The organism is Sunxiuqinia sp. sy24 (assembly GCF_052677165.1).
In genome coordinates, this window is the sequence record NZ_JBQYLH010000003.1 from 89,931 (window position 1) to 111,477 (window position 21,547).

The following is a 21,547-nucleotide window of genomic DNA, read 5'->3' on the forward strand; positions in this document are numbered from 1 at the left end:
ATCCCAAAGTCCGGGGCTCTTCCTTTTCTGTTACATTCGACTACCCTTCCCCTCTACATACCCATCTATTAATCTGAAGCTTACATCTGTAACACAACCAATCTTTGCAGCTTTACAAAATTAATCCTTCTTTGGAAGAAACAAATTGAAGAAAATCCTGTTTCTTCTATTTAATGAAACGATTTCTAATTGCTTACCGCATAAAAAGTCAGATTAATTTCTAACTTCATGGATAATTTCCAAAAAGCAAATTTATGAAAAGCTACAAACCTTACTTAAGCCTAAGTAAAACGACGGAGAACTATGTACTGGATGTGGTTCTGACGGCCGCAAAAAAACAAACGATTACCTCAATCACACAGCAGGAAGTCAACAAGGGTGACAAAACCTACTGGGGAGTTATTATTACTGTATCAACGACCACACAACTTATGAATGGTCCGGAAAACCCAATCTTTTCGACATCGGCCAGCATCTCACTGGAAAAGGCAAATGAGTACCAAACGATCAAATGCTTGGTACGACAAAAAATGCAAGAAAGCGAACTAGGCCCTCCAAAGGATGAAGAAAGTGATATTGACTTTATTGATGTGTAGAAATAATGATCTCACATGAAATAGGTATTCTGTTTTATTGCAGGATACCTTTTTTTTCAATCATCGCTTTAAATCACAAGCCTTTTTTGTAACTTTCGCTGTGCTTATGTAATTTTTCCTAATCCTTGGTGATGATGCCAAATCAATGCTTTCTATTTTTACTCCTCGTTCTGAGCTTGACGGATACCTACGGTCAAATTCTTAACACAAAGCAAGCTGACACAACTGAAATCAATCATTTACTGGACAAACTAGATGAATTGACCAAGCGCAATTTGGATAGCGCCCTGCTCTTAGGGCAAGAGGTTTTCCAAAAAGCAACAGCAATCCATTATCGACAGGGTATTTGGGAAACGCAACTCAATCAGGGTAAAGCCTATTACCTAGCGGGGAAAAAAGATACGGCTTATGCCATCCTGAACCAACTTTTAAACCAGACCCGAAAACAGGCCAACCGGATCACTGAGATTAAAACACACATCCAGCTTGCCAATAATTTTCAGAATAATTACAATTTTAAGCTTGCCATTGAGCATTTGATTGCTGCTCAAAAATTATTGACCAACACCGACACCATCGATTTACACTTTAACATTTTAAATAGCTTGGGCATGGTTCATCGAAAAATGAAGAATTATGACCTGGCCTTAAGCTATTTCAACCAGTTGGAAGAAAATTTCTTTTTTCAATTAACTCCCATTCAGCGCTTCAGACTATATACGAATCAAGGCAATGTGTACGCTGTGCAACGGGATTATGATAAAACCGAAGCTCTTTATAGCAAAGCTTACCATGAAATACAAAAAATAAACCATCCTGCCCACCTGGCATCAATTACCTACAACCTGGGCGCCTTGTATTACCGACAAAAACGGTATCAGCAAGCCGAAGAACACATCACCCAATCATTAAAAGCTAGTTTTAAAATTGGTGATCAAACTCAAATTGAGCTTTGCTACCGGGTATTAGGTGCTATCCAGATGGATCAGGACCAGTACTCCAAGGCCGAAACTTATTTTTTAAAAGCCCTGGAGATCGCTAAAGCAATCGATCACAAAAAGTCGATTCTCGGTAATTATAAAAACCTCTACCTCAACTATTGGGGGCGTGGGTACGAAACCCAATCAGCAGAAGACCTAGATAAGGCTCTTAACTACATGGATCTTTTCCGCCAGCTCAACGACACCATCTATCAACTTGAAACCACGGAGAAAATCCTGGAGCTTGAAAAACAATACGAAACAGAAAAAAAGAACACTCAGATCACCTTATTAGAACAGGACAATCAACTGAAGGAAGATGAACTATACATTCAACGCACCCAGCAAACCTACCTTTTTATTGTCATTCTCCTAGTTTCGGGCATCCTGGCTATTTTCATTTACTTCTATTATTACTACCGCAAGGTAAACCGGCTTTTACAGCTGCAAGGCAAACGCATTCTAAACCAGCGTAACCAAATTTCAGATCAAAATGAAAAACTACAAAAGTCGATCGATACGCAAAATAAGCTGTTTGGAATTATTGCCCATGATTTACGCAGTCCGCTGGTATCCATTGCCAATGTTGCCAAGCTCATTGGCTTCTACCTGGAAGATAAACGTTATGACGACCTGGAAGCTGTTGCGCAAATGATGGAGCAAAAGAACGACCAGGTTTTAGAGTTAACCGACAACCTGCTAAACTGGGCTAAAAGCCAGTCGGAGGGTTTAAGCCCGTTTTTTGAAAAGGTTAGTTTTCACGAAATTGTAGAAGAGTGTTTTGACTTATACCATCCAATTGCTCAATCAAAAACGATCCGCTTAATTTATGACGAAGCAGAGGACCTAAAGGTTTGGACCGACCGAAATATGCTGAAAACCATTTGCCGCAACCTGATCAATAACGCCATTAAGTTCACTCCACGAGGAGGAAAAATCCAGGTCGACTACTACGCCAAAGGCAATTTAGCCAAGCTCTGCGTTCAAGACTCCGGCGTTGGAATTCCACCTGAAAAACTGGCCATCCTATTTCAGGTGAATCGTGCGAAAGTAACCCCCGGAACAGATGGTGAAAAGAGTTCTGGCTTGGGCTTAACGGTTTGTAAAGAATTTGCCACGGCCTTAAATGGTGAAATCAAAGCAGAAAGTAGTGAAGGCAAAGGCAGCCGTTTTTGTTTGACACTGGCCTTATTCAACTCAGCCATCCATCAGCCTAAGGTGACAGCCCGAAAACTCCGAATGAAACCATCGGTCAATTAGTCCTTTATAAAACATACATGCTTCACAGGAATCACCACCCGGAATGAACGTTACCTGAAAAAACAAAAAGGATTAACTTATCGTTGAGAAGAGATTAGGATAAGTCAAGATTTCATCCAATAAAAAAGCCGCTCTCCTCTGCAGAAAGCGGCTTTCATATTATTCAGTCGTAAGAATTACTTCTTGTATACTTTTTTGTATCCGTAGATAGCAGCAGCACCCAATTGCTCTTCAATACGAAGCAGTTGGTTGTATTTTGCCATACGGTCTGAACGGCTCAATGAACCTGTTTTGATTTGGCCTGAGTTTGTTGCAACAGCGATGTCAGCGATAGTTGAATCTTCTGTTTCACCTGAACGGTGAGAAGTTACAGAAGTATAACCAGCACGGTGTGCCATTTCAATTGCATCCAATGTTTCAGTCAAAGTACCAATTTGGTTTACTTTGATCAGGATTGAGTTAGCAGCACCCAATTCGATACCTTTTTGCAGGTATTCAACGTTAGTTACGAACAAGTCGTCACCAACCAATTGGCATTTGTCACCTAATTCAGCGTTCAAAGCAACCCAACCGTCCCAGTCGCCTTCGTCCATTCCGTCTTCGATTGAATCGATAGGGAATTTAGCAACCAATTCAGCCAAGTAAGCAGCTTGTTCTTTTGAATTACGCTTAGCACCGCCTTCGCCTTCGAATTTACTGTAATCGTAAACACCGTTGCTGAAGAACTCAGAAGCAGCGCAGTCTAATGCGATAGAAACATCACCACCATCTTCGGCACGACCTGGTTTGTAACCAGCGTTTTTAATAGCTTCAATGATTGAGTTCAATGCATCTTCTGTTCCGTCTAAAGCAGGAGCAAAACCACCTTCGTCACCAACAGCTGTACTCAAGTTACGTTTTGAAAGAACTTTTTTCAAGCTGTGGAATACTTCAGCACCCATACGCAAACCTTCACGGAATGAAGGAGCACCGATAGGACGAATCATGAATTCTTGGAAAGCGATCGGAGCATCAGAGTGAGATCCGCCATTGATGATGTTCATCATCGGAACAGGCAATGTTTTGGCATTGGTTCCACCGATGTAACGATATAACGGTAAATCAAGTGCATTAGCAGCAGCTTTGGCAACAGCTAAAGAAACACCCAACATCGCGTTAGCGCCTAATTTTGATTTGGTTTTGGTACCATCTAGCTCCAACAATTTGCTATCAAGAGCAACTTGGTTCGAAGCGTCCATTCCAATAATTTCTTTGGCAATCGCGTTGTTTACGTTTTCAACCGCTTTTAAAACTCCTTTTCCAAGGTAACGGCCTTTATCGCCATCACGCAACTCAAGAGCTTCATTTTCACCGGTTGAAGCACCTGAAGGAACAGCAGCTAAACCAATAGCTCCACATTCCAGTGTGATTTCAACTTCTACTGTAGGATTACCGCGAGAATCTAAAATTTCTCTACCAACGACGTTATTAATTAACATGATTTATGGTTTTGAATTAAACTTATTAATTATCTTAAATTTCTGATTTTTAGAAACCTTAAAAAAACCTTGGCAAAGATACAAAATCCGACCGAGAATTAAGAGGTCTACCTACGATGGATAACCTAAATTTAACCACTAAAATCAGCTCAACCATCAACAGTTCACCATCGTGCCCCTGTTTTGTCCTAAACTTCCTTGATCTTATGGCCATAAAGATTCTCCAAGCAACATTAAATCTTTGAAAAGAAAAGTTCAACCATCCCAATCAAGAAGATTAGTACGTCTTGAACTGGTTGTATTTTTCCCCGGGCTTATAATGCACCACATCAACCGACTGAATGGTAACCAATGCCCCTCTTTTCGATTGTTCAATCAGGTCGGTCACCCGGACTGCAAATTTCTTGATTTCCTCCTCGGTGTCAACAAGCTCAACAACAATGGGTAAATGACTTGATAAAGCAAACATTTTCATGGCATGAATGGAATGACTGGCTCCAAACGAAAGAATGCCCCGATGCACCGTTGCACCTCCCAATCCCCATTTGCGCGCTTCGGTTACAATCTCTTCATACAAAGGCACCGATCCGATTTTATCGGACTCTGATATATATACTTTCAGTAAACTGGCTTTTCCTTTCATAGCGTAAATTTTAGGAATAACTCTTCTTTTTCCAACCTCTCTTGCTTGAGGTAGTTTGCTCAGGTCATTCAGTTATCCTTTGTGGGATAAAAGTGACTTGTGAACTTCATGTCACTTAAACGACCATCGTAAAATTGACAGATCTCTCGACTTTCTCAAATTATACGTGATGTCTCAAACAAGTTACTCCAAAGAGCTAAAAATAAGTTGAAAAAGGCTTCGAAATTAACAATCACCCGAAGAAGTCTGTTATCTAAATAACTAGTTTTAATGCACGAGATTAACAAAAAGAAATGGGTGAATCATGACAACAAGAAAAGAAAGAGCCAAGGAGCTGATGCCAAGTTATACACTCGAAAAGATCAGGGCATTTGCTGATCATGATGAAGAAAGCATGCGCTTGATTTTGCTTTCGTTTGTTCAATCTACCCAGCAAAATATAAAGCGCTTCAAGCAACACCTACAACAGCATGATGAACAATCGCTGGCCGACCTTGCCCATAAAATGTTGCCCATGTTTAAGCAATTGGAAGCACATACTGTGATCGAACCTTTGACTAAGCTGGAAGAACAACAAGTCGCTCACTCCGATTCGAAAGCCATCTGTCAAACAATCATCTCTCAAGTCGAAATACTGGTCAACACCATCATCGAAGAACACGCCTTAGGCGAATAAAAATGACCTGTCCACTCTTATTCAGGCAAGCTAATGTTGTGCTCCTTCAACTTATTATACAGGGTTTTTCGATCAATTTGAAGTAAACGGGCAGCCTGGCTTTTATTGTAGTTGGTTGCTTTTAGTGCCTTCAAAATCAGTTGATCTTCATCGCGTTCATTATGCAGAGCATATTGACTTTTTTCAAACTCGGAATATAGTTCAGCTGGTATTTCACTCCAGCCAATCCAAGGGCCTTTGGCCAGAAGCGTGGCACGTTTTACGATGTTTTTCATTTCTCGCAAGTTGCCGGGCCATGAGTAATTTAAGAATACGGACTCCAGACTTTTCTCAAACCCCTGAACATTCTTATTCAAGTACCGATTAGACTGCTCCAGAAAATGATAAGCAAAATGTAAAATATCCTCCTGGCGTTCGCGCAGCGGAGGAACACTAATTTGAAACTCATTCAGTCGATGATACAAATCTTCGCGAAAATTACCCTGTTGCTGCGCCTCTGTCAGCTGTTCGTTTGTAGCCGCCACAACCCGAACGTCAACCGTAACTTCCTTGTTACTACCAACCGGTTTTACCAATCGCTCCTGCAAAACACGCAACAGCTGAATCTGAGTAGTGTAGCTAAGATTACCCACCTCGTCTAAAAATAGAGTGCCTTTATTAGCTGCTTCAAAATAGCCGGTTTTATCGGCTATAGCACCAGTAAATGAACCTTTAACATGACCAAAGAATTCACTAGCTACCAATTCCTTCGGAATTGCACCGCAATCAACGGCCACAAATGGCTTATTGGCTCGTTTACTTTTTTCATGAATCAACTTGGCAACATATTCCTTTCCGGTTCCGCTTTCCCCTACAATGAGCACCGACATGAGAGTTGGGGCAACCAATTCAATGTGTTCGCGTAATTTTTTAGCCAGGCTGCCTATGCCTTCGCGATAATCAGCCAGCTGCCGCGAACCAACCACTGCCTGCTCCTGAAGGTTATTTTCGGCTGAAGCATTCAAAGCCTCCTGAATAACACTCAGCAACTCATCCGGACTTAAGGGCTTAGGAATGTAGCTAAAAGCTCCTTTTTTAATCGACTCAATTGCTGTTGCAATATCAGCGTAGCCCGTCATCATTACAATCTGTGTTTGAGGAGCTTGTTTCTTTACCAGACGAATCAGCTCCATGCCACTAATGTCCGGCATACGAAGATCGGTCAACACCACATCAAAATACATATCCCGAATCAGCTGCTTGGCTTCTACAGGAGAAAACACGGAGGTTACCGTGTAGTTCTTTTTTTCCAACAGGGTCTTCAGCATCAAGCCATAAGTAACATCATCATCTATAATTAGAATGCTTGCCATAAACTTTCACCATACGTTTTCAAATTGCTTAAACGATTAATTTCAAGCTTAGTTGTCTTCAGTAGTATAAGTATTCACCGACTAAAAAGTTTATAAAAAAACCCTTATCAATCAGAATCTCTTCTTCTTGATAAGGGTTGGGACGCATAAACGATCAATAGCATCCAACTAGCTGATGATTTCTTTTTCGTTTATTCCATCGGTTCTTCAACCTGTTCTTCAACTTTTTCAATTTTCAGGAACTCACCATCGGCATTGAAGAATACAACAATCTTCTCTTCTTCCTTTGTCAGTTTGACCTTGTAACTACCGTCGGTGCCCTGATAAGCTTTCGCTAAGGTGTAATCGGCATAGCCCTCCGAAATTGAATTGGTTACCGCTTCGGGTAAATCCTCCACCTTCATGTCTTCGTATTCTACTTCTTGTTGTGATGCTGCCACTAACTGATCCGTGTTTCCTGCCATAACTCCGGCTGGCATACTCATTCCTATAACGACCACGGCTGCTGTAATTATCATTCCTTTTTTCATAGCTTCTAACTTTTAAGATTTTACATTTATAATTGTTTCTATGATCTTCTTACTAGGAATAAGTGTGCCAAAAAGGCAAGACTGCAACTAATCCGAATACAAATCACTGACCATCACGCTCATTAACCACAAAAGAACACAAAATTAGCTTATGCACACAGGAAATTCAGCCATGTGGATTACGCATGCTGCTGTAGAAAAATTCCACAAAAAAGAAGTAAGAATGATTAGCAAATACTGGATTGGGAGACTAGCCTTCACCATCAAAAATTGAAGAAAATGTAACCAAATTGGTTTTCAATATTGATTTTTTTATTTATTCGGGTGAAATGAATACCTTCCGACCAGATTTACAACTACAGTTGACCTCTCACAAGCGAAGTCACTGATTCACAAACCATACCCATGATCAAAATCAGGTTCATTCTTATCAGTCTGCTTGTCATCTGCTTAAGTGGGACTAGCCGATCGCAGGAAAGTCAAGGATCGCTAAAAGATGAAATAGACCTTTGGCTGCACAAGGCCAATTTACAACATGCCGGAGTTGGCATTTATTTAAGAGATTCGGAAACCGGAGACGTATTAGCGCAAACATCGCCACAATTAAGCCTCGTTCCAGGCTCAACCCTTAAGTTAATAACGACAGCTACCGCACTGGAAATGCTTGGCCCCGATTTTCGCTTTGAAACCCGGCTAGCCTATTTCGGCGAAATCAAGAACGACACGCTTCATGGAGATTTGCTCATTGTTGGTGGTGGCGATCCAGCTTTAGGATCCGGCTATTTCAAGAAGCATTATCTCGAAAACCACTTCCTGAATCAATGGGTTGACCAGTTAAAGAAGAGTAATATTACGCACATCACTGGAAACCTCATCACGGATACTTCTATATTTGAAGAGCAGATGATTCCAGATACGTGGATCTGGGAAGATTTAGGCAATTACTATGGAGCCGGAGCTTGCGCCCTATCGGTGTACGACAACCTGTACACCATCCATTTCAGCTCACCTCGCCAGGCCGGACGAGCAACAACAATCAGACATACCAGCCCTTCTATTCCCGGATTGGAATTAGAGAACCAGGTACAATCGTCGGATCGTAATCGCGACCTGGCCTATGTTTACGGAGCTCCCCGGTCAAACAAACAAATCATTAGGGGAACTATTCCGAAAGGAAAAACGGATTTCACCGTTAAAGCCTCGATTCCCAACCCGCCATATCTGCTGGCCTGGGATTTTTTAAACAAAATAGCCGAAAACAAAATTACGTTGGATGGATTTATCCAAAACCAATCCAAGCGCGAGGCCAATGCAACGCTGCACCTGCTTACAACAACCCACTCTCCACGCCTGCTAGACATTATCAGCGTAACCAACCATGAAAGTGTGAACCTTTTTGCTGAACATTTACTCAAATACATGGCCTATTTAATCCACGGAGAAGGTTCGACCAAAAAGGGAATTGACGTGATTACCGATTTCTGGGAAAAACGCGGAATCGATATGAATGGACTATTTCTGGCTGACGGCAGTGGCTTATCGCATTTCAATGCTCTGACCACAAAACAAATGGTTGACATTTTATATGACCTAAAAACAAAAAGCAGCTATGGAGAAGAGTTTTTTTCGACCCTCCCCTATGTTCCCAACGGAACGCTCTACTTCTTTAATCCGCTCAATTTTCCCGGCGAAAGCTTACGGGCAAAAAGCGGAAGCATGACCCGCGTACGTTGCTATGCCGGAGAATTGACAAGCTACCAAAATCAAAACATTCTATTTGCCATCTTTCTGAATAACTTTTCATGCAGCCAGCGCGATGCGATTAAGCTGGTGGAAGATTTGCTAGTTCAAATTGCCAAAAAATAGCTACCACGGGGAAAACATATCCGAGTGAATGCACAATCTTTTTCCGGCAACTACCAACATTTTTGCTATTTTTGCTGTTAGTGTTAAGGACTTGAAAAAATTCTATGTTTGAAAAACAAATATATCTCGAAGGGGTTGACCCACTGGAGTTTTACGGCGTAAACAACACCAAGATAGATCTGATAAAAACATTCTTCCCAAAACTAAATATTGTCAGCCGCGGAAATCAGTTAATCATTCAAGGCGATGAAATCGAAAGCGAGGCTTTTGAGAAAAAGTTTCACCTTTTGATGGATCATTACCATCAGTTCAATGTGTTAAGTCTCGACACGATTAAGCAAGTGATGAATAATGATTTCTCGCAACTTGAGGTCGAATTCGAAAATCCGAAAGAAGTGCTGCTGCACGGAATCAATGGCAAGCCCATCCGCGCCAAAACACCTAACCAACGGGTGTTGGTGGAAGAAAGTAAAACATCTGATCTGATTTTCGCCATTGGTCCTGCTGGAACCGGAAAAACCTACACGGCTATTGCACTGGCTGTTCGCGCATTAAAAAACCGCGAAATCAAACGGATCATTTTAAGTCGGCCAGCCGTTGAAGCCGGCGAACGACTGGGCTTTCTTCCTGGTGACCTAAAAGAGAAAATCGATCCGTACCTGCAACCACTTTACGATGCGCTGCAGGACATGATACCGGCCAAGAAACTGGAAGAGTTCATGAAAGATGGCATCATCCAGATTGCTCCGCTTGCTTTTATGCGCGGCCGTACGCTGAGCGATGCCTTCGTCATTCTGGACGAAGCACAAAATACCACGCTCAACCAGCTCAAAATGTTTCTAACTCGAATGGGTATGAATGCCAAGTTCATCATTACCGGGGATGAAACACAAATTGATTTACCTTCGGTACATCATTCCGGATTAGTTCAGGCCAAAAAGATTCTGAAAAACATCAAGGACATTTCATTTGTTCAGTTTGATGCTAACGACATTGTTCGTCACCGGTTGGTAAGAGACATTGTTAACGCCTACGACCTTTTCTACCAAAAAGAATTAGCGAAAAAAGAAGCATATAAAAAAGATAAAAACGACAAAAAATGACGAAAGCATTAACAAGAACCGATTTTAACTTTCCGAAGCAAAAAGATGTCTATCACGGAAAAGTACGCGATGTTTATAACATTAACGACGAATATTTAGTGATGGTTGTTTCTGATCGCATCTCCGCTTTCGATGTGGTACTGCCGGAAGGAATTCCTTACAAAGGACAAGTATTGAACCAAATTGCGGCTAAATTTTTGGATGCTACGGCTGACATTGTTCCCAACTGGAAAATTGCTACGCCCGATCCCAATGTAACCATAGGTCACCATTGCGAACCATTTAAAGTGGAGATGGTCATCCGCGGCTACCTGACCGGACATGCCTGGCGCGAATATCGCGATGGCAAACGCAGCCTCTGCGGCGTTCCAATGCCCGATGGAATGGTTGAAAATCAAAAATTCGAGCAGCCCATTCTGACCCCAACAACCAAAGCTGATGAAGGCCACGATGAAGATATTTCGCGTGAAGCAATTATTGCACAAGGTTTGGTGAGCAAAGAAGAATATGAAATGCTGGAAGATTACACTCGCAAATTATTCCAGCGTGGTACCGAAATAGCGGCTGAAAAAGGCCTGATTTTGGTAGATACCAAATACGAATTTGGAAAGAAAGATGGCAAAATCTACCTGATTGATGAAATCCACACGCCCGACTCTTCACGCTATTTTTATGGTGATGGGTATGAGGAACGACTCAAAAAAGGAGAAAGCCAAAAACAACTATCGAAAGAATTTGTGCGCCAGTGGTTGATCGAAAATGGCTTCCAGGGAAAAGACGGACAACAGATTCCTGTTATGGATGAAAATTTTGTCAACTCGGTTTCTGAACGCTACATTGAATTGTTTGAGAACATCACCGGCGATTCATTTGTCAAATCAGCAACAGAGGAAATTCAAGGTCGTATCGAAAAGAATGTCAATTCGTTTCTTACATCCTTGTAGATCTTGAAAATAAAATACACACCTTAAAAAACTTTCGGATCCTTTATCCGAAGGTTTTTTTATGGTCATACCACACATCTTATTCAGTCCATAATTTATCTCAACACATCATCCATGAAACTCAAAAGCATCCATTTCCTATCCGCCTTCTGCCTGCTATCTGCCTTGGTAATATTAACATCTTGCCAAAGTGAAGAAAACAAAACAACACTGGTAAAAGTTGGCCAGCAAGTTCCTTTATTCACCTTTACCGATAACTCAGGGACTGAGAAACCGGTTACCGAACTGAAAGGACAAGTTGTTATGATCACCTTTTTTGCCACTTGGTGTGGACCTTGCTTAAAAGAGCTACCTCATATACAACAAGACATTTTCGAAAAGTACCAAAACAACGCCAACTTCACCCTGCTGGTAATTGGCCGAGAACACACTCCTGAAGAGCTGACCAAGTTTAAAGAAGATAAAGACTTTTCTCTTGAGTTCATTGCTGATCCGGAAAGAAAAATTTATTCGAATTTTGCCACCCAATTCATCCCCCGAAACTTTTTAGTTAATCAGGATGGGAAAATTATTTACAGCTCAATTGGGTTTGATGATGAAGAATTTAATAAACTAGAAGCCATACTTGCTGATCAATTGACGAACTAATATGAGAAAGTTACTCACCCTTCCTCCTGCTTATTCTCATTCAGTTGACCTCCTTTTCTCCATCCACCAACAGCCTGTATGTCCAACCAGAAAGCTCCAACCACCTAAATCGCCGCAAAAATGATTTTTGATTAAGCTTTGGGTGATTCCGGAATGTAAAAATAGAAATCAGAACCTTTTCCCGGAATGGACTTAACTCCAATATCGCCACCTAGCAAATGAATAATCCGCTGCGAAATAGCAAGTCCCAACCCCGTTCCTCCATAGTTTTTTTGAGAATGCGTTCGCGCCTGGGTGAAGCGTTTAAAAATCTGCCCGATATCCTCCGATGAAATTCCAATACCTGTATCCTGAATACTAAAATGCAACCACGAAGCGCGTTTATTCACGCGCAAAACAATGGTCCCCTCCTGTGTGAATTTGAAGGCATTGCCAATTAAATTATTCAAGACCTGCTTCAGTCTTAATTTATCCGTTCGCATCGTATAGCTTTTCGGCAAATTGTTTTCCAATTCAAATTGAATTCCCTTATTTTCCTGATGCGCAGCCCAATCGTTGTAATGCCAATACAACTCATCAAGCAGTTCATGAAGCAAAAATTCTCTCGAAACAACCTTTAACTGATCCGATTCAATTTTAGAAATATCCATAATGTCATTGATCAGCTGAAGCAAAATTTCGCCGTTTTTCTCAATTAACTGCAAATAAATCCTTTTGTTTTCGTCATTGACTCCCGATTCGTTCAAAAGACTGGAGAAGCCAAGAATCGCATTCATGGGAGTTCGTATTTCATGTGACATATTAGCCAAGAAGGCAGTTTTTAACCGATCTGACTCTTGGGCCTTTTTCTGCTCTTTCACCAGCTGACTATGCACTTTTTGTCGCTCTTGAATCATTTCGTTGGCCACTTCCCCCATGCTTTTAAACTCACTAAAATACAACTGATCGGCTTCAATAACCTGATAATGATGTTTACCCGCCTGAAAGAATCGGGTAAAATTGCTATAATCAGCTAAAAAATTGGCATTAAAACGATAAACAATCAAGAGCTGAATAAAAATTACCACCATCAAAACAAAAAAGAGAATAATCAAATTTTTGACCAGCTCTTTTTTTAACTTTTGCTGCTGTAAGCTGATTTCACTCATAACATCGTCTAAGTAAAAACCAGCGCCAATCATCCAGTTACATTCAGGAACTAATCTTACAAAAGATATTTTCGCAATTTTTTCGCCTGTGCCTTCCTTTATCCAATCATACGATAGAAAACTCCCATCAAGCGAAGTGGAGGTCAGCTCAAGTTCCTGCTGAAAAACCGCCATTCTATCCGGGTCACTCCCGTCCAGGAAGTTAAAATCACCATCGTAGACCTGACCTTCCATTACAATCGGAGTCCCATCAATTTCATTCATAAAAACATAACCACCATACCGAAAATGATCGGAACTTATTTTTCGGCCAATCTCATTTTTAAACTCTTCGTAGTAATCTTCCAGATAGGCTTTTGAACCAAAATACCAGTTTAGCGCCGTCAGCTTTTTCACAAAAACAATTTTATTCTCTGGCAGCGTATCCGTTAATGCTAGTCGGTTCCCATTTCCATAACGCACATAACCTTCACCCTTTCTCCTCAAAACATCCAACTCACGCTGAACAACCTGATTGCCGTTCATATCTTTATGCAGAAGTAGATCAGCCCCTTTACAATCGGGATTCCTAGGATAATAAACGCCCACCCCATCCAAATCATTAATGAACACCTCCATAAAATGGCTTGGCGTTTTAATCGCAGAAACAGCATCAATGATCAATTTTTTCAGGGTTTTATCGTCATAAGAGTCCCGATAGGTAGAATAGATCTTTTCAGCAAGACTATGCGCATTATACACATTTTGCTTAACACTCTGCATCGTCCGTTCATCAAAAAAACGTTTCTGACTGACAATGTATTCAACCTCAATGTCAATCAAATCGCGAATAAACGACTTATGTTCGCCCAAGTACATCTCCTGCTGCTGGCGAGCAGTATCTCTAAATATCAAAATTTCATGGATGGTAATCAGGGCAGCTACAAAGACTGTCATCAACAGTGTTGATACGATAACAATCTTACGTATAATGACCGTTAAACTTCTTGAAGTAATCTTTTTTTTAGTTACACGCTGCCCCATCCATTCAAATAAGTAAAATAATCTAACCTTTAAATCCTCTAACAAAGTTAAGTATTATAATGAAATAATGTCAGCAATAAAACCGACCCAGCGTGTGTTTTTCAACAAGAAGTAAATAAGTCACTGACGATATGACCGACAACGAAGATCTGCCGAATAACATTATCATTCAATACGCTCAATAAGATGCTTGCTGTTAAAACTTGTTAAACAATTCAAACGAAATAAAAAAGAGAAAACACTGGCATCGTTTATGTGTTAAACTAGCACATTTCAAAAAGACTATTAATCTTAAAATAAATAGACATGAAAGATTATAAGAAAATTGGATTAACCTTCTTCGTCGCACTTTTCAGTGCTTTTATTGCCGTTTGGGCATACAGTGCTTTTTTCTCTAAAACTCAGATTGTAACCGTCCCGCAGGAACAATCCCTAAGATATGCCAGTTTACCTTCTGCTCCGCAAGGGCAAGCTCCTGACCTGACTTATGCGGCAGGAAGTTCAGTACACGCTGTTGTACACGTAAAAGTAACTTCAACCCAAGAAGCCAGACAATTTCATAATAACCCATTTTATGAGTGGTTTTATGGGGATCGCTATCAGCAGCGGCAACCACAAGTCAGACAAGGGGCTGGCTCAGGCGTTATTCTCAGCAATGATGGTTACATCGTTACCAACAACCACGTGATTGATGGTGCTGATGATATTCAGGTTGTACTAAATGACAACCGACAGTTTGAGGCCAAACTAATTGGAGCAGATCCAACCACCGACATTGCCGTACTGAAAGTTGAAGAGGAAGACCTGCCCTTCCTGCAATTCGGGAATTCTGATGCCCTTAAGTTAGGCGAATGGGTATTGGCAGTTGGTAACCCCTTCAATCTAACCTCGACAGTGACCGCCGGTATTGTAAGCGCGAAAAGCCGCAACATTGGTATCAACCGGGCAGAGATGGGTATCGAGGCCTTTATTCAAACCGATGCAGCCGTTAATCCCGGAAATAGTGGCGGAGCCTTAGTAAATATGAATGGCGAATTGGTGGGAATTAACACTGCCATCGCCTCCAGAACCGGATCCTATTCAGGCTATTCTTTTGCCGTACCAGCTTCCATTGTTGAAAAGGTTGTAGGTGACTTGAAAGAATTCGGACAGGTCCAACGCGCAATACTTGGTGTTAACATAGGCGATGTAACTGCTGAGGTGGCTGAAAAATACGACCTCGATAAAATAGAAGGCGTCTTTATTGGGAAAGTTAATGAAAACAGCGCTGCAGAAGCAGCCGGCATTGAAGATGAAGACGTTATCCTAAGCGTTGATGGAGTAAGTGTCAACTCTACTGCCCAGCTTCAAGAGCAGGTCAGTCAACACAGGCCAGGAGACAAGGTAAAAGTTTTGATAAAAAGAGATAACAAACCGAAACAATTTACGGTGACCCTCCGTAACATGCACGGAGATACAGAAATCATCAAAGCGAGCGACAATAATTTTCTTGGCGCTAAGTTTGATGAACTGACTGAAGACGAGAAATACCAACTACGCTTAAGCCATGGAATTAAAATCACTGACTTGGATAAAGGCAAACTGAAGGATGCTGGCCTGAAGGAAGGTTTTATCGTCACAGATGTGAACAAGGAGGAGGTCAAGGCGGTTAATGATTTTAAACGCATTGTGAGTCAGGCAAAAGGAGGAGTATTGATCGAAGGATTGTATTCTAACGGAGAGCCGGCCTACTTTGTGTTTGGAATGAATTAATCATTCATAATTCACATAGAATTAACAAACAAAAGGGCTTTAGTCAAAGCTGGACATTAGTTTGAATTATTGACCTTAAAAGTCTATATTTGCACGATTTTTTTTAGAAGGGTATATGAGACAATTAAAGATTACAAAATCGATTACCAACCGTGAGAGTGCTTCACTTGACAAGTATTTGCAAGAAATTGGCAAGGAGGATCTGATTACAGTTGAAGAGGAAGTTGAGTTAGCGCAGCGGATTAAAAAAGGCGATCAACATGCATTGGAAAAGCTGACCCGTGCGAACTTACGTTTCGTAGTTTCAGTTGCGAAGCAGTACCAAAACCAAGGCTTAAGCCTTCCCGACTTAATTAACGAGGGAAACCTGGGACTGATCAAAGCAGCTGAGAAGTTTGACGAAACTCGCGGGTTCAAGTTTATTTCCTATGCCGTTTGGTGGATCCGTCAATCTATCCTTCAGGCTTTGGCTGAACAGTCGCGCATTGTTCGATTACCGCTTAACCAGGTAGGTTCGTTGAATAAAATCAACAAAGCATTTTCGAAATTCGAACAAGAGAACGAACGTAAACCATCCCCTGAAGAACTGGCAGACTCTCTGGAATTGCCTCCTGAAAAGGTTGCAGATACTTTAAGAGTTTCCGGTCGCCACATTTCTGTTGACGCTCCTTTTGTTGAAGGAGAAGACAACAGCTTACTCGATGTGCTGGTCAACAACGATTCCCCAAATGCAGACCGTAGTCTGATGATGGAGTCGCTTGCCCGTGAAATTGAACGCGCTCTTGCTACCCTTACAGAACGTGAAAGTGACATCATTAGGATGTTCTTTGGAATTGGCTGCCAGGAGATGACCCTGGAAGAAATTGGAGAAAGATTTGGGCTAACCCGCGAAAGGGTGCGCCAGATAAAAGAAAAAGCAATCCGTCGATTGCGTCACACATCCAGAAGTAAATTGCTAAAAACATATCTTGGATAAAAGATTCTTTTAAACCGCCCCACGAGGCGGTTTTTTTATACCCAAAAAACTCTTTGCAGCGCTAGTTGTTTCATAAGCATCATGAAAAAAATCGCTATGTTCATTGCTATCACGATCCTTTCCCTCGCTATGCTTTCCTTTTTGGTTATTCGATTCCATCACCCCCTTGGAGCGCCCCCCAAAGGAGAACGCCTGATCCGAATTCAGCAATCTCCGAATTATGCCAATGGAAAGTTTCAGAATCCGGTGAAAACAAAAATGCAGATCGACGATGTGCCCATTTTCAAACTGATGAAAGAGTTTCTCTCAACTAAAGAAAACCGAGTGCCGGAAAGCCCTCTAAAGACTCAAGCAGTTGAAAAATCAAAGTTCCGTCAGGATAGCTCAGAAGTAGTGATTTGCTGGCTGGGGCATTCAACGCTTTTAATCGAAATTGAAGGACAGCTTATCCTGGCCGACCCGGTGTTTAGTGAGCGTGTTTCTCCATTTCAGTTTTTGGGAACCAAAGCTTTTCCCTATTCAGAAAGTTACTCCATTGCAAATCTTCCTCAAGTCGATTTGGTATTGATTTCTCATGACCACTACGATCACCTCGATTATCAAACCATCAAGCAATTGAAACATAAAAATGTACCTTTTGTCACAGCCGTGGGAGTCGGCGCTCACCTCGAACGCTGGGGAATCTCCCCCGATCGAATTACGGAATTAGACTGGGGTGAAGCGTTTCAACTGACCAATCGAGTGAGCTTAACAGCAACGCCTGCCCGTCATTTCTCGGGGCGGGGACTTACCAACCGGTTTTCGACGTTATGGGCTTCGTGGGTCATTTCAGGATCGAACAAGCGTCTTTTTTTTGGAGCCGACTCTGGTTATTACCCGGGATTTAAAGCCATTGGGGAAAAGTATGGCCCTTTTGATATCGCCATGCTGGAATGTGGTCAATACAGCCAATACTGGCCATTCATTCACATGCTCCCCGAAGAAACACTCCAAGCAGCTGCCGACCTTCAGGCAAAAGCCGTTTTACCCATTCACTGGGGTAAATACAAGCTGAGCATTCATCCATGGACCGAACCCATCGAACGGCTGCTGGCCGCCGATAACGATCAGGACATCGCCATTACCACACCACAAATTGGAGAAGTTTTCCCCCTGAAGCACTCTCTGCCACAAGAAAGATGGTGGAAAAAATAGTCACAAGCTACCATCCCAACATTGGGTAGCATAACCATACCCCAGGTTTTCACAATCATACCCTTGGGGAGCATCTCAATCTTCTTGGGGAGCGCTTTGCTACCCAAGGGTAGAAACGCAAAAAAGCAGGGTAGCAAAGCGCTACCCTACTTTTTAAAGCCTGCTCCACGAAGCCAACCAATGCTCGCCAGACAACCAAAAGCAACTACCGTTACTTTTTCCGGTCGCCTTTCATAAATGCCATTGGATTGTAGAAGATATTGTCTCGCATACGTGCCTGACGTGCCAATCGCAAGTTTTCGACATAGGTCAGCGCTTTATGCAGCACATCAAAGTAAAGGGCTATCATCAGCACAAAAGTAAAAAGCCACATCACCCCAATATTAAACAGGATGGTGTCAATCCGCCAGTTTCCGATTAACTTATAGGAGGCATAAAAATGGGCCGCACCATTATCGTGTACCGGCTTCCTGAATATTGGTTCATCACCTTGATAAATGCGGTCATTAAACAAGTAGGTTTTATAGGTACTGTATTTATCGCGTACCAAAGCCTCCAGCTTCTTATTGGCGTAGCGCTTTCTGAAAGCATTCAACTTATCTTTATCTCCCCCAAACCGATTGCCTAATTCCTCATATTTCTGCTCCAGAGCCCTCGATTTTTCGCCATAGTCGTGCTTATAGCTTTCTTGCGAAAGATGCAGATAATTGCCCAACAGTCTCGCAAAGTTCAGGTTAAAGTCGGCACCACCAAGTGCGGCATAGGCCAATCGCACCGAATCATTTTGCGGTTCGATAACTTCCAATAAATCGCCAAAGGAATTTTTAAGCACGGGCACCAATTTCGAAGCATCTTCGAGCTTATTCGCCTTAGCCAGTAGCTGATAGGCTTCCAGGTATTTGTCAACCTCGGGGACCCAGTAAAAGGCTTTAAATCCCAAATCATTCTTTTCCTGTTCCTCGCAGAAAAGGACTTCGCGATAAGCATTATTTTCGAATTGATTGACTGCCAATGCCTCATAAGACCACCGGGAAACCATAACATCTCCAATCAAAGGTGTCCTATCATAGCTACTCAGGGATGCATGCATCTTGTTAAAATCGATGATCACCCCACTAAGCAATAACTGCGGAACCAACATCAATGGTATTAGAATATAGATAGCCACAGCCGAATTCAAGCCTGCCGACAGGTTCAAGCCTAATAAATTAGCAAAGCAGGCTGTCGAAAACAAGATGGCCCAGTTAGAGAAGGTGAGGTCGCGAATTTCAAGCATATAATGACCAATTAGGACAAAGGAAAGCACCTGAATAGCCGATATGAGAAACAACATTAATATTTTAGACGAAATATATGCGCCACGACTTAAATTTAGAAACTCTTCCCGTTTGAGAATCCGTCGATCTTTAAAGATCTCTTCGGCACTAATGCTTAAGCCAATAAATAAAGCCACCACCACACTCATAAATAAGAAGGCAGGCAGGTTATCGTTATTGCTCAGCCAGTATGTTTCATCGGCTGAAAACTTAGAGAAGAAACCAAGAATTAAAGCCAATATAGGAGCCTCCAGCAAGGCAATTGCCAAGTATTGTTTGTTCGATCGCTTGGTCTCAAAATCACGCTTAACAAAGAGCTTCAACTGTTTAAACCAATCCGGTATTTTAAAATGCACATCGGGAAAAACTTCCTTCTCCGCCGGGTTGGTTTTCATAAAATCAATCACGCGGGGTTCAACATGTTTCTTATAGCGCTCATACCAATCTTCGGGCGATATTTTACGACGCCGAATACTTTTCCCAAACGGATTTACCATACGGGTTTCAATGATGCGCAAAGGCTGCTCGGTTTTTACATTACCACAACTTAAACATTCGCTTTCGTCGGGATTGATGTAACTAGCCTGATTCTTAAAATAAGTAATGGCATCCATCGGATTTCCAAAAAAAACAACACGCCCGCCTTTGTCCATGACAATCATCCGATCGAACAACTTGTAAATATCACTCGAAGGCTGGTGAATGTTAGCAAACACCAAACGCCCTTTCAAGCATTGCTTTTTAAGCAAAAACATCACCTTCTCCGAGTCGGCTGACGATAAGCCCGATGTGGGTTCGTCAACAAACAAAATAGCAGGTTCACGCATTAGCTCAAGGGCAATATTCAAACGCTTACGCTGTCCGCCGCTCAATATTTTCTTTAGCGGACTTCCCACCACCAAGTCACGTGCTTCAACCAAGTCAAAGTCATTTAATGCCTGATCGATCTTCGCCTCAATCTGCTCCTCAGTCATATCCCCAAAGCAGAACCTCGCATTAAACTCCAGGTTCTTATAAACGGTCAGTTCTTCCAGCAACAGGTCATCTTGGGGAACGTAACCAATCACCCCTTTCAGCATTTCTTCATTGCGAGGATCGTGCAAATCGTAGCCGTTAATGCTTATCGTTCCGTTATTGGGTTTCAGCTTGCCGTTCAACACATTCAGCAAAGTGGTCTTTCCTACTCCACTTCCGCCCAAAATTCCAACCAGGTCGCCCGATCTTTCCTGAAAACTCAGGGGGTGAAGCCCGTAATTTTTTCGACTGAAACGGTATTCTATATTTTCAACATTCAGCACGATTCTGGCCTTACCCTTCTCCTGAATAAACCGGGTCATCACACTGCTATAGTAGATAGGAATAATCCGTGAAGTTTTTAGAATTGCCCCAGGAGGAAAGACATACAAACGGTGCTGCATCAAGCGATGCCCGTTCATATAAAGGTTACGCGGCCCCCAATACTTAAAAAAAAGCGTATTGATACTGGCAATGCGGATGAGCTCCAACTCTACCTGTTGGTTCTCCCGATACAGGTGTTTTATTTCCTTGTCATGATATGCTTCGTTTCCATTAACCACAAAAAGGCTGGATTTATCCTTGACTTTCTGGATGGAATAAAGATGAAAACGATAGAGGCTATCATATTCCTTGGCATTAATTTTTAGCCCGCGGGAAACCAGGTTTACGGTTTTCAAATCATCGAGTGTAAACCCATCTTCCTTTTTAATGAAGTTCAACAGCTGGGCAACAATCATAAACCGGGTTCCCAAATCAAACTGCCCTACGATATCGTCACAAATCTGATTGAGATAGCCCTTATTGATAAATTTCTGGCCGCTGCCGTGCTTCTCATACAGAATGTCGCGGTTGGTAATATGGTAATGCTCAACGAACTCGAGATAATGCTTATGATATATCTCAACCAATTCGCGATTAAAATTCTCATGAAGAAACGACCCGACCAAATCCGACGAATTCTGCTTAGACTCTTCATCGTGGTAGTCCGTAATAATTGCAAACAACCTGATCAGTGTTTCAATAATCCCTTCATACATAAGCCCGT

16 protein-coding genes are annotated in these 21,547 nt (G+C 41.9%); 10 read left to right on the plus strand and 6 right to left on the minus strand.

What is annotated here, in order from left to right:
* Positions 1-254: 254 nt before the first annotated feature.
* On the plus strand, positions 255-596 hold the full coding sequence (locus ACUNWA_RS04045; protein WP_445590599.1) for a hypothetical protein: 342 nt from the start codon (positions 255-257) through the stop codon (positions 594-596).
* A 131-nt stretch (positions 597-727) separates the two neighbouring features.
* Complete coding sequence (locus tag ACUNWA_RS04050; RefSeq protein ID WP_445590600.1) at positions 728-2,836, plus strand: tetratricopeptide repeat-containing sensor histidine kinase; 2,109 nt, start codon at positions 728-730, stop codon at positions 2,834-2,836.
* 176 nt (positions 2,837-3,012) lie between these two features.
* Here the strand turns inward: ACUNWA_RS04050 and eno are convergent, their stop codons facing one another.
* Both eno and ACUNWA_RS04060 read right to left on the minus strand, forming a co-directional pair.
* Positions 3,013-4,314, minus strand: coding sequence for a phosphopyruvate hydratase (gene eno / locus ACUNWA_RS04055; RefSeq protein ID WP_445590601.1), 1,302 nt, complete (start codon positions 4,312-4,314; stop codon positions 3,013-3,015).
* A 277-nt stretch (positions 4,315-4,591) separates the two neighbouring features.
* The gene (locus ACUNWA_RS04060; RefSeq protein ID WP_445590602.1) at positions 4,592-4,957 is read right to left on the minus strand and encodes a DUF190 domain-containing protein; all 366 of its coding nucleotides are present in this window, start codon (positions 4,955-4,957) and stop codon (positions 4,592-4,594) included.
* 304 nt (positions 4,958-5,261) lie between these two features.
* Between ACUNWA_RS04060 and ACUNWA_RS04065 the strand changes: the two genes are divergently transcribed.
* Positions 5,262-5,633 (plus strand): hypothetical protein, encoded by a 372-nt coding sequence (locus ACUNWA_RS04065; RefSeq protein ID WP_445590603.1) that lies wholly within the window; start codon positions 5,262-5,264, stop codon positions 5,631-5,633.
* Positions 5,634-5,650: 17 nt separating this feature from the next.
* On the opposite strand, the gene ACUNWA_RS04070 is transcribed toward ACUNWA_RS04065, so the two are convergent.
* Both ACUNWA_RS04070 and ACUNWA_RS04075 read right to left on the minus strand, forming a co-directional pair.
* The gene (locus ACUNWA_RS04070; RefSeq protein ID WP_445590604.1) at positions 5,651-6,985 is read right to left on the minus strand and encodes a sigma-54-dependent transcriptional regulator; all 1,335 of its coding nucleotides are present in this window, start codon (positions 6,983-6,985) and stop codon (positions 5,651-5,653) included.
* A gap of 191 nt (positions 6,986-7,176) precedes the next feature.
* Positions 7,177-7,515 carry a hypothetical protein gene (locus tag ACUNWA_RS04075; protein WP_445590605.1) on the minus strand — a complete coding sequence of 113 codons (339 nt, stop codon included), beginning with the start codon at positions 7,513-7,515 and terminating at the stop codon, positions 7,177-7,179.
* 405 nt (positions 7,516-7,920) lie between these two features.
* Between ACUNWA_RS04075 and dacB the strand changes: the two genes are divergently transcribed.
* The 4 genes from dacB to ACUNWA_RS04095 all read left to right on the plus strand — a co-directional run bounded on the left by dacB (position 7,921) and on the right by ACUNWA_RS04095 (position 12,076).
* On the plus strand, positions 7,921-9,381 hold the full coding sequence (dacB, locus tag ACUNWA_RS04080) for a D-alanyl-D-alanine carboxypeptidase/D-alanyl-D-alanine endopeptidase (RefSeq protein ID WP_445590606.1): 1,461 nt from the start codon (positions 7,921-7,923) through the stop codon (positions 9,379-9,381).
* 104 nt (positions 9,382-9,485) lie between these two features.
* Positions 9,486-10,484 carry a PhoH family protein gene (locus tag ACUNWA_RS04085; protein ID WP_445590607.1) on the plus strand — a complete coding sequence of 333 codons (999 nt, stop codon included), beginning with the start codon at positions 9,486-9,488 and terminating at the stop codon, positions 10,482-10,484.
* A complete protein-coding gene (locus tag ACUNWA_RS04090) occupies positions 10,481-11,428 on the plus strand; it encodes a phosphoribosylaminoimidazolesuccinocarboxamide synthase (RefSeq protein ID WP_445590608.1) in 948 nt (315 codons plus the stop codon). Before ACUNWA_RS04085 ends, ACUNWA_RS04090 begins: the two co-directional genes overlap by 4 nt.
* 114 nt (positions 11,429-11,542) lie before the next feature.
* A complete protein-coding gene (locus ACUNWA_RS04095; RefSeq protein ID WP_445590609.1) occupies positions 11,543-12,076 on the plus strand; it encodes a TlpA family protein disulfide reductase in 534 nt (177 codons plus the stop codon).
* A 131-nt stretch (positions 12,077-12,207) separates the two neighbouring features.
* Here ACUNWA_RS04095 and ACUNWA_RS04100 read toward each other — a convergent pair whose 3' ends face one another.
* Positions 12,208-14,160 carry a cache domain-containing protein gene (locus tag ACUNWA_RS04100; RefSeq protein WP_445590610.1) on the minus strand — a complete coding sequence of 651 codons (1,953 nt, stop codon included), beginning with the start codon at positions 14,158-14,160 and terminating at the stop codon, positions 12,208-12,210.
* A 393-nt stretch (positions 14,161-14,553) separates the two neighbouring features.
* Here ACUNWA_RS04100 and ACUNWA_RS04105 point away from each other — a divergent pair, with 393 nt between their 5' ends.
* From ACUNWA_RS04105 to ACUNWA_RS04115, 3 genes are all read left to right on the plus strand, one after another.
* Positions 14,554-15,999 (plus strand): Do family serine endopeptidase, encoded by a 1,446-nt coding sequence (locus tag ACUNWA_RS04105; RefSeq protein WP_445590611.1) that lies wholly within the window; start codon positions 14,554-14,556, stop codon positions 15,997-15,999.
* Between the two features lie 115 nt (positions 16,000-16,114).
* Positions 16,115-16,975 carry a sigma-70 family RNA polymerase sigma factor gene (locus ACUNWA_RS04110; RefSeq protein ID WP_159519064.1) on the plus strand — a complete coding sequence of 287 codons (861 nt, stop codon included), beginning with the start codon at positions 16,115-16,117 and terminating at the stop codon, positions 16,973-16,975.
* 96 nt (positions 16,976-17,071) lie between these two features.
* Positions 17,072-18,169: an MBL fold metallo-hydrolase gene (locus ACUNWA_RS04115; RefSeq protein WP_445590612.1), complete on the plus strand. Its 1,098-nt coding sequence runs from the start codon at positions 17,072-17,074 to the stop codon at positions 18,167-18,169.
* A gap of 211 nt (positions 18,170-18,380) precedes the next feature.
* Here ACUNWA_RS04115 and ACUNWA_RS04120 read toward each other — a convergent pair whose 3' ends face one another.
* On the minus strand, positions 18,381-21,539 hold the full coding sequence (locus ACUNWA_RS04120; RefSeq protein ID WP_445590613.1) for an ATP-binding cassette domain-containing protein: 3,159 nt from the start codon (positions 21,537-21,539) through the stop codon (positions 18,381-18,383).
* Positions 21,540-21,547 lie beyond the last annotated feature (8 nt).

Bases quoted from the DNA above. Each gene is read 5' to 3' on its own strand.
- ACUNWA_RS04045 (WP_445590599.1), top strand. From the start codon at position 255: ATGAAAAGCTACAAACCTTACTTAAGCCTAAGTAAAACGACGGAGAAC.
- ACUNWA_RS04050 (WP_445590600.1), top strand. From the start codon at position 728: ATGATGCCAAATCAATGCTTTCTATTTTTACTCCTCGTTCTGAGCTTG.
- eno (WP_445590601.1), bottom strand. From the start codon at position 4,314: ATGTTAATTAATAACGTCGTTGGTAGAGAAATTTTAGATTCTCGCGGT.
- ACUNWA_RS04060 (WP_445590602.1), bottom strand. From the start codon at position 4,957: ATGAAAGGAAAAGCCAGTTTACTGAAAGTATATATATCAGAGTCCGAT.
- ACUNWA_RS04065 (WP_445590603.1), top strand. From the start codon at position 5,262: ATGACAACAAGAAAAGAAAGAGCCAAGGAGCTGATGCCAAGTTATACA.
- ACUNWA_RS04070 (WP_445590604.1), bottom strand. From the start codon at position 6,985: ATGGCAAGCATTCTAATTATAGATGATGATGTTACTTATGGCTTGATG.
- ACUNWA_RS04075 (WP_445590605.1), bottom strand. From the start codon at position 7,515: ATGAAAAAAGGAATGATAATTACAGCAGCCGTGGTCGTTATAGGAATG.
- dacB (WP_445590606.1), top strand. From the start codon at position 7,921: ATGATCAAAATCAGGTTCATTCTTATCAGTCTGCTTGTCATCTGCTTA.
- ACUNWA_RS04085 (WP_445590607.1), top strand. From the start codon at position 9,486: ATGTTTGAAAAACAAATATATCTCGAAGGGGTTGACCCACTGGAGTTT.
- ACUNWA_RS04090 (WP_445590608.1), top strand. From the start codon at position 10,481: ATGACGAAAGCATTAACAAGAACCGATTTTAACTTTCCGAAGCAAAAA.
- ACUNWA_RS04095 (WP_445590609.1), top strand. From the start codon at position 11,543: ATGAAACTCAAAAGCATCCATTTCCTATCCGCCTTCTGCCTGCTATCT.
- ACUNWA_RS04100 (WP_445590610.1), bottom strand. From the start codon at position 14,160: ATGACAGTCTTTGTAGCTGCCCTGATTACCATCCATGAAATTTTGATA.
- ACUNWA_RS04105 (WP_445590611.1), top strand. From the start codon at position 14,554: ATGAAAGATTATAAGAAAATTGGATTAACCTTCTTCGTCGCACTTTTC.
- ACUNWA_RS04110 (WP_159519064.1), top strand. From the start codon at position 16,115: ATGAGACAATTAAAGATTACAAAATCGATTACCAACCGTGAGAGTGCT.
- ACUNWA_RS04115 (WP_445590612.1), top strand. From the start codon at position 17,072: ATGTTCATTGCTATCACGATCCTTTCCCTCGCTATGCTTTCCTTTTTG.
- ACUNWA_RS04120 (WP_445590613.1), bottom strand. From the start codon at position 21,539: ATGTATGAAGGGATTATTGAAACACTGATCAGGTTGTTTGCAATTATT.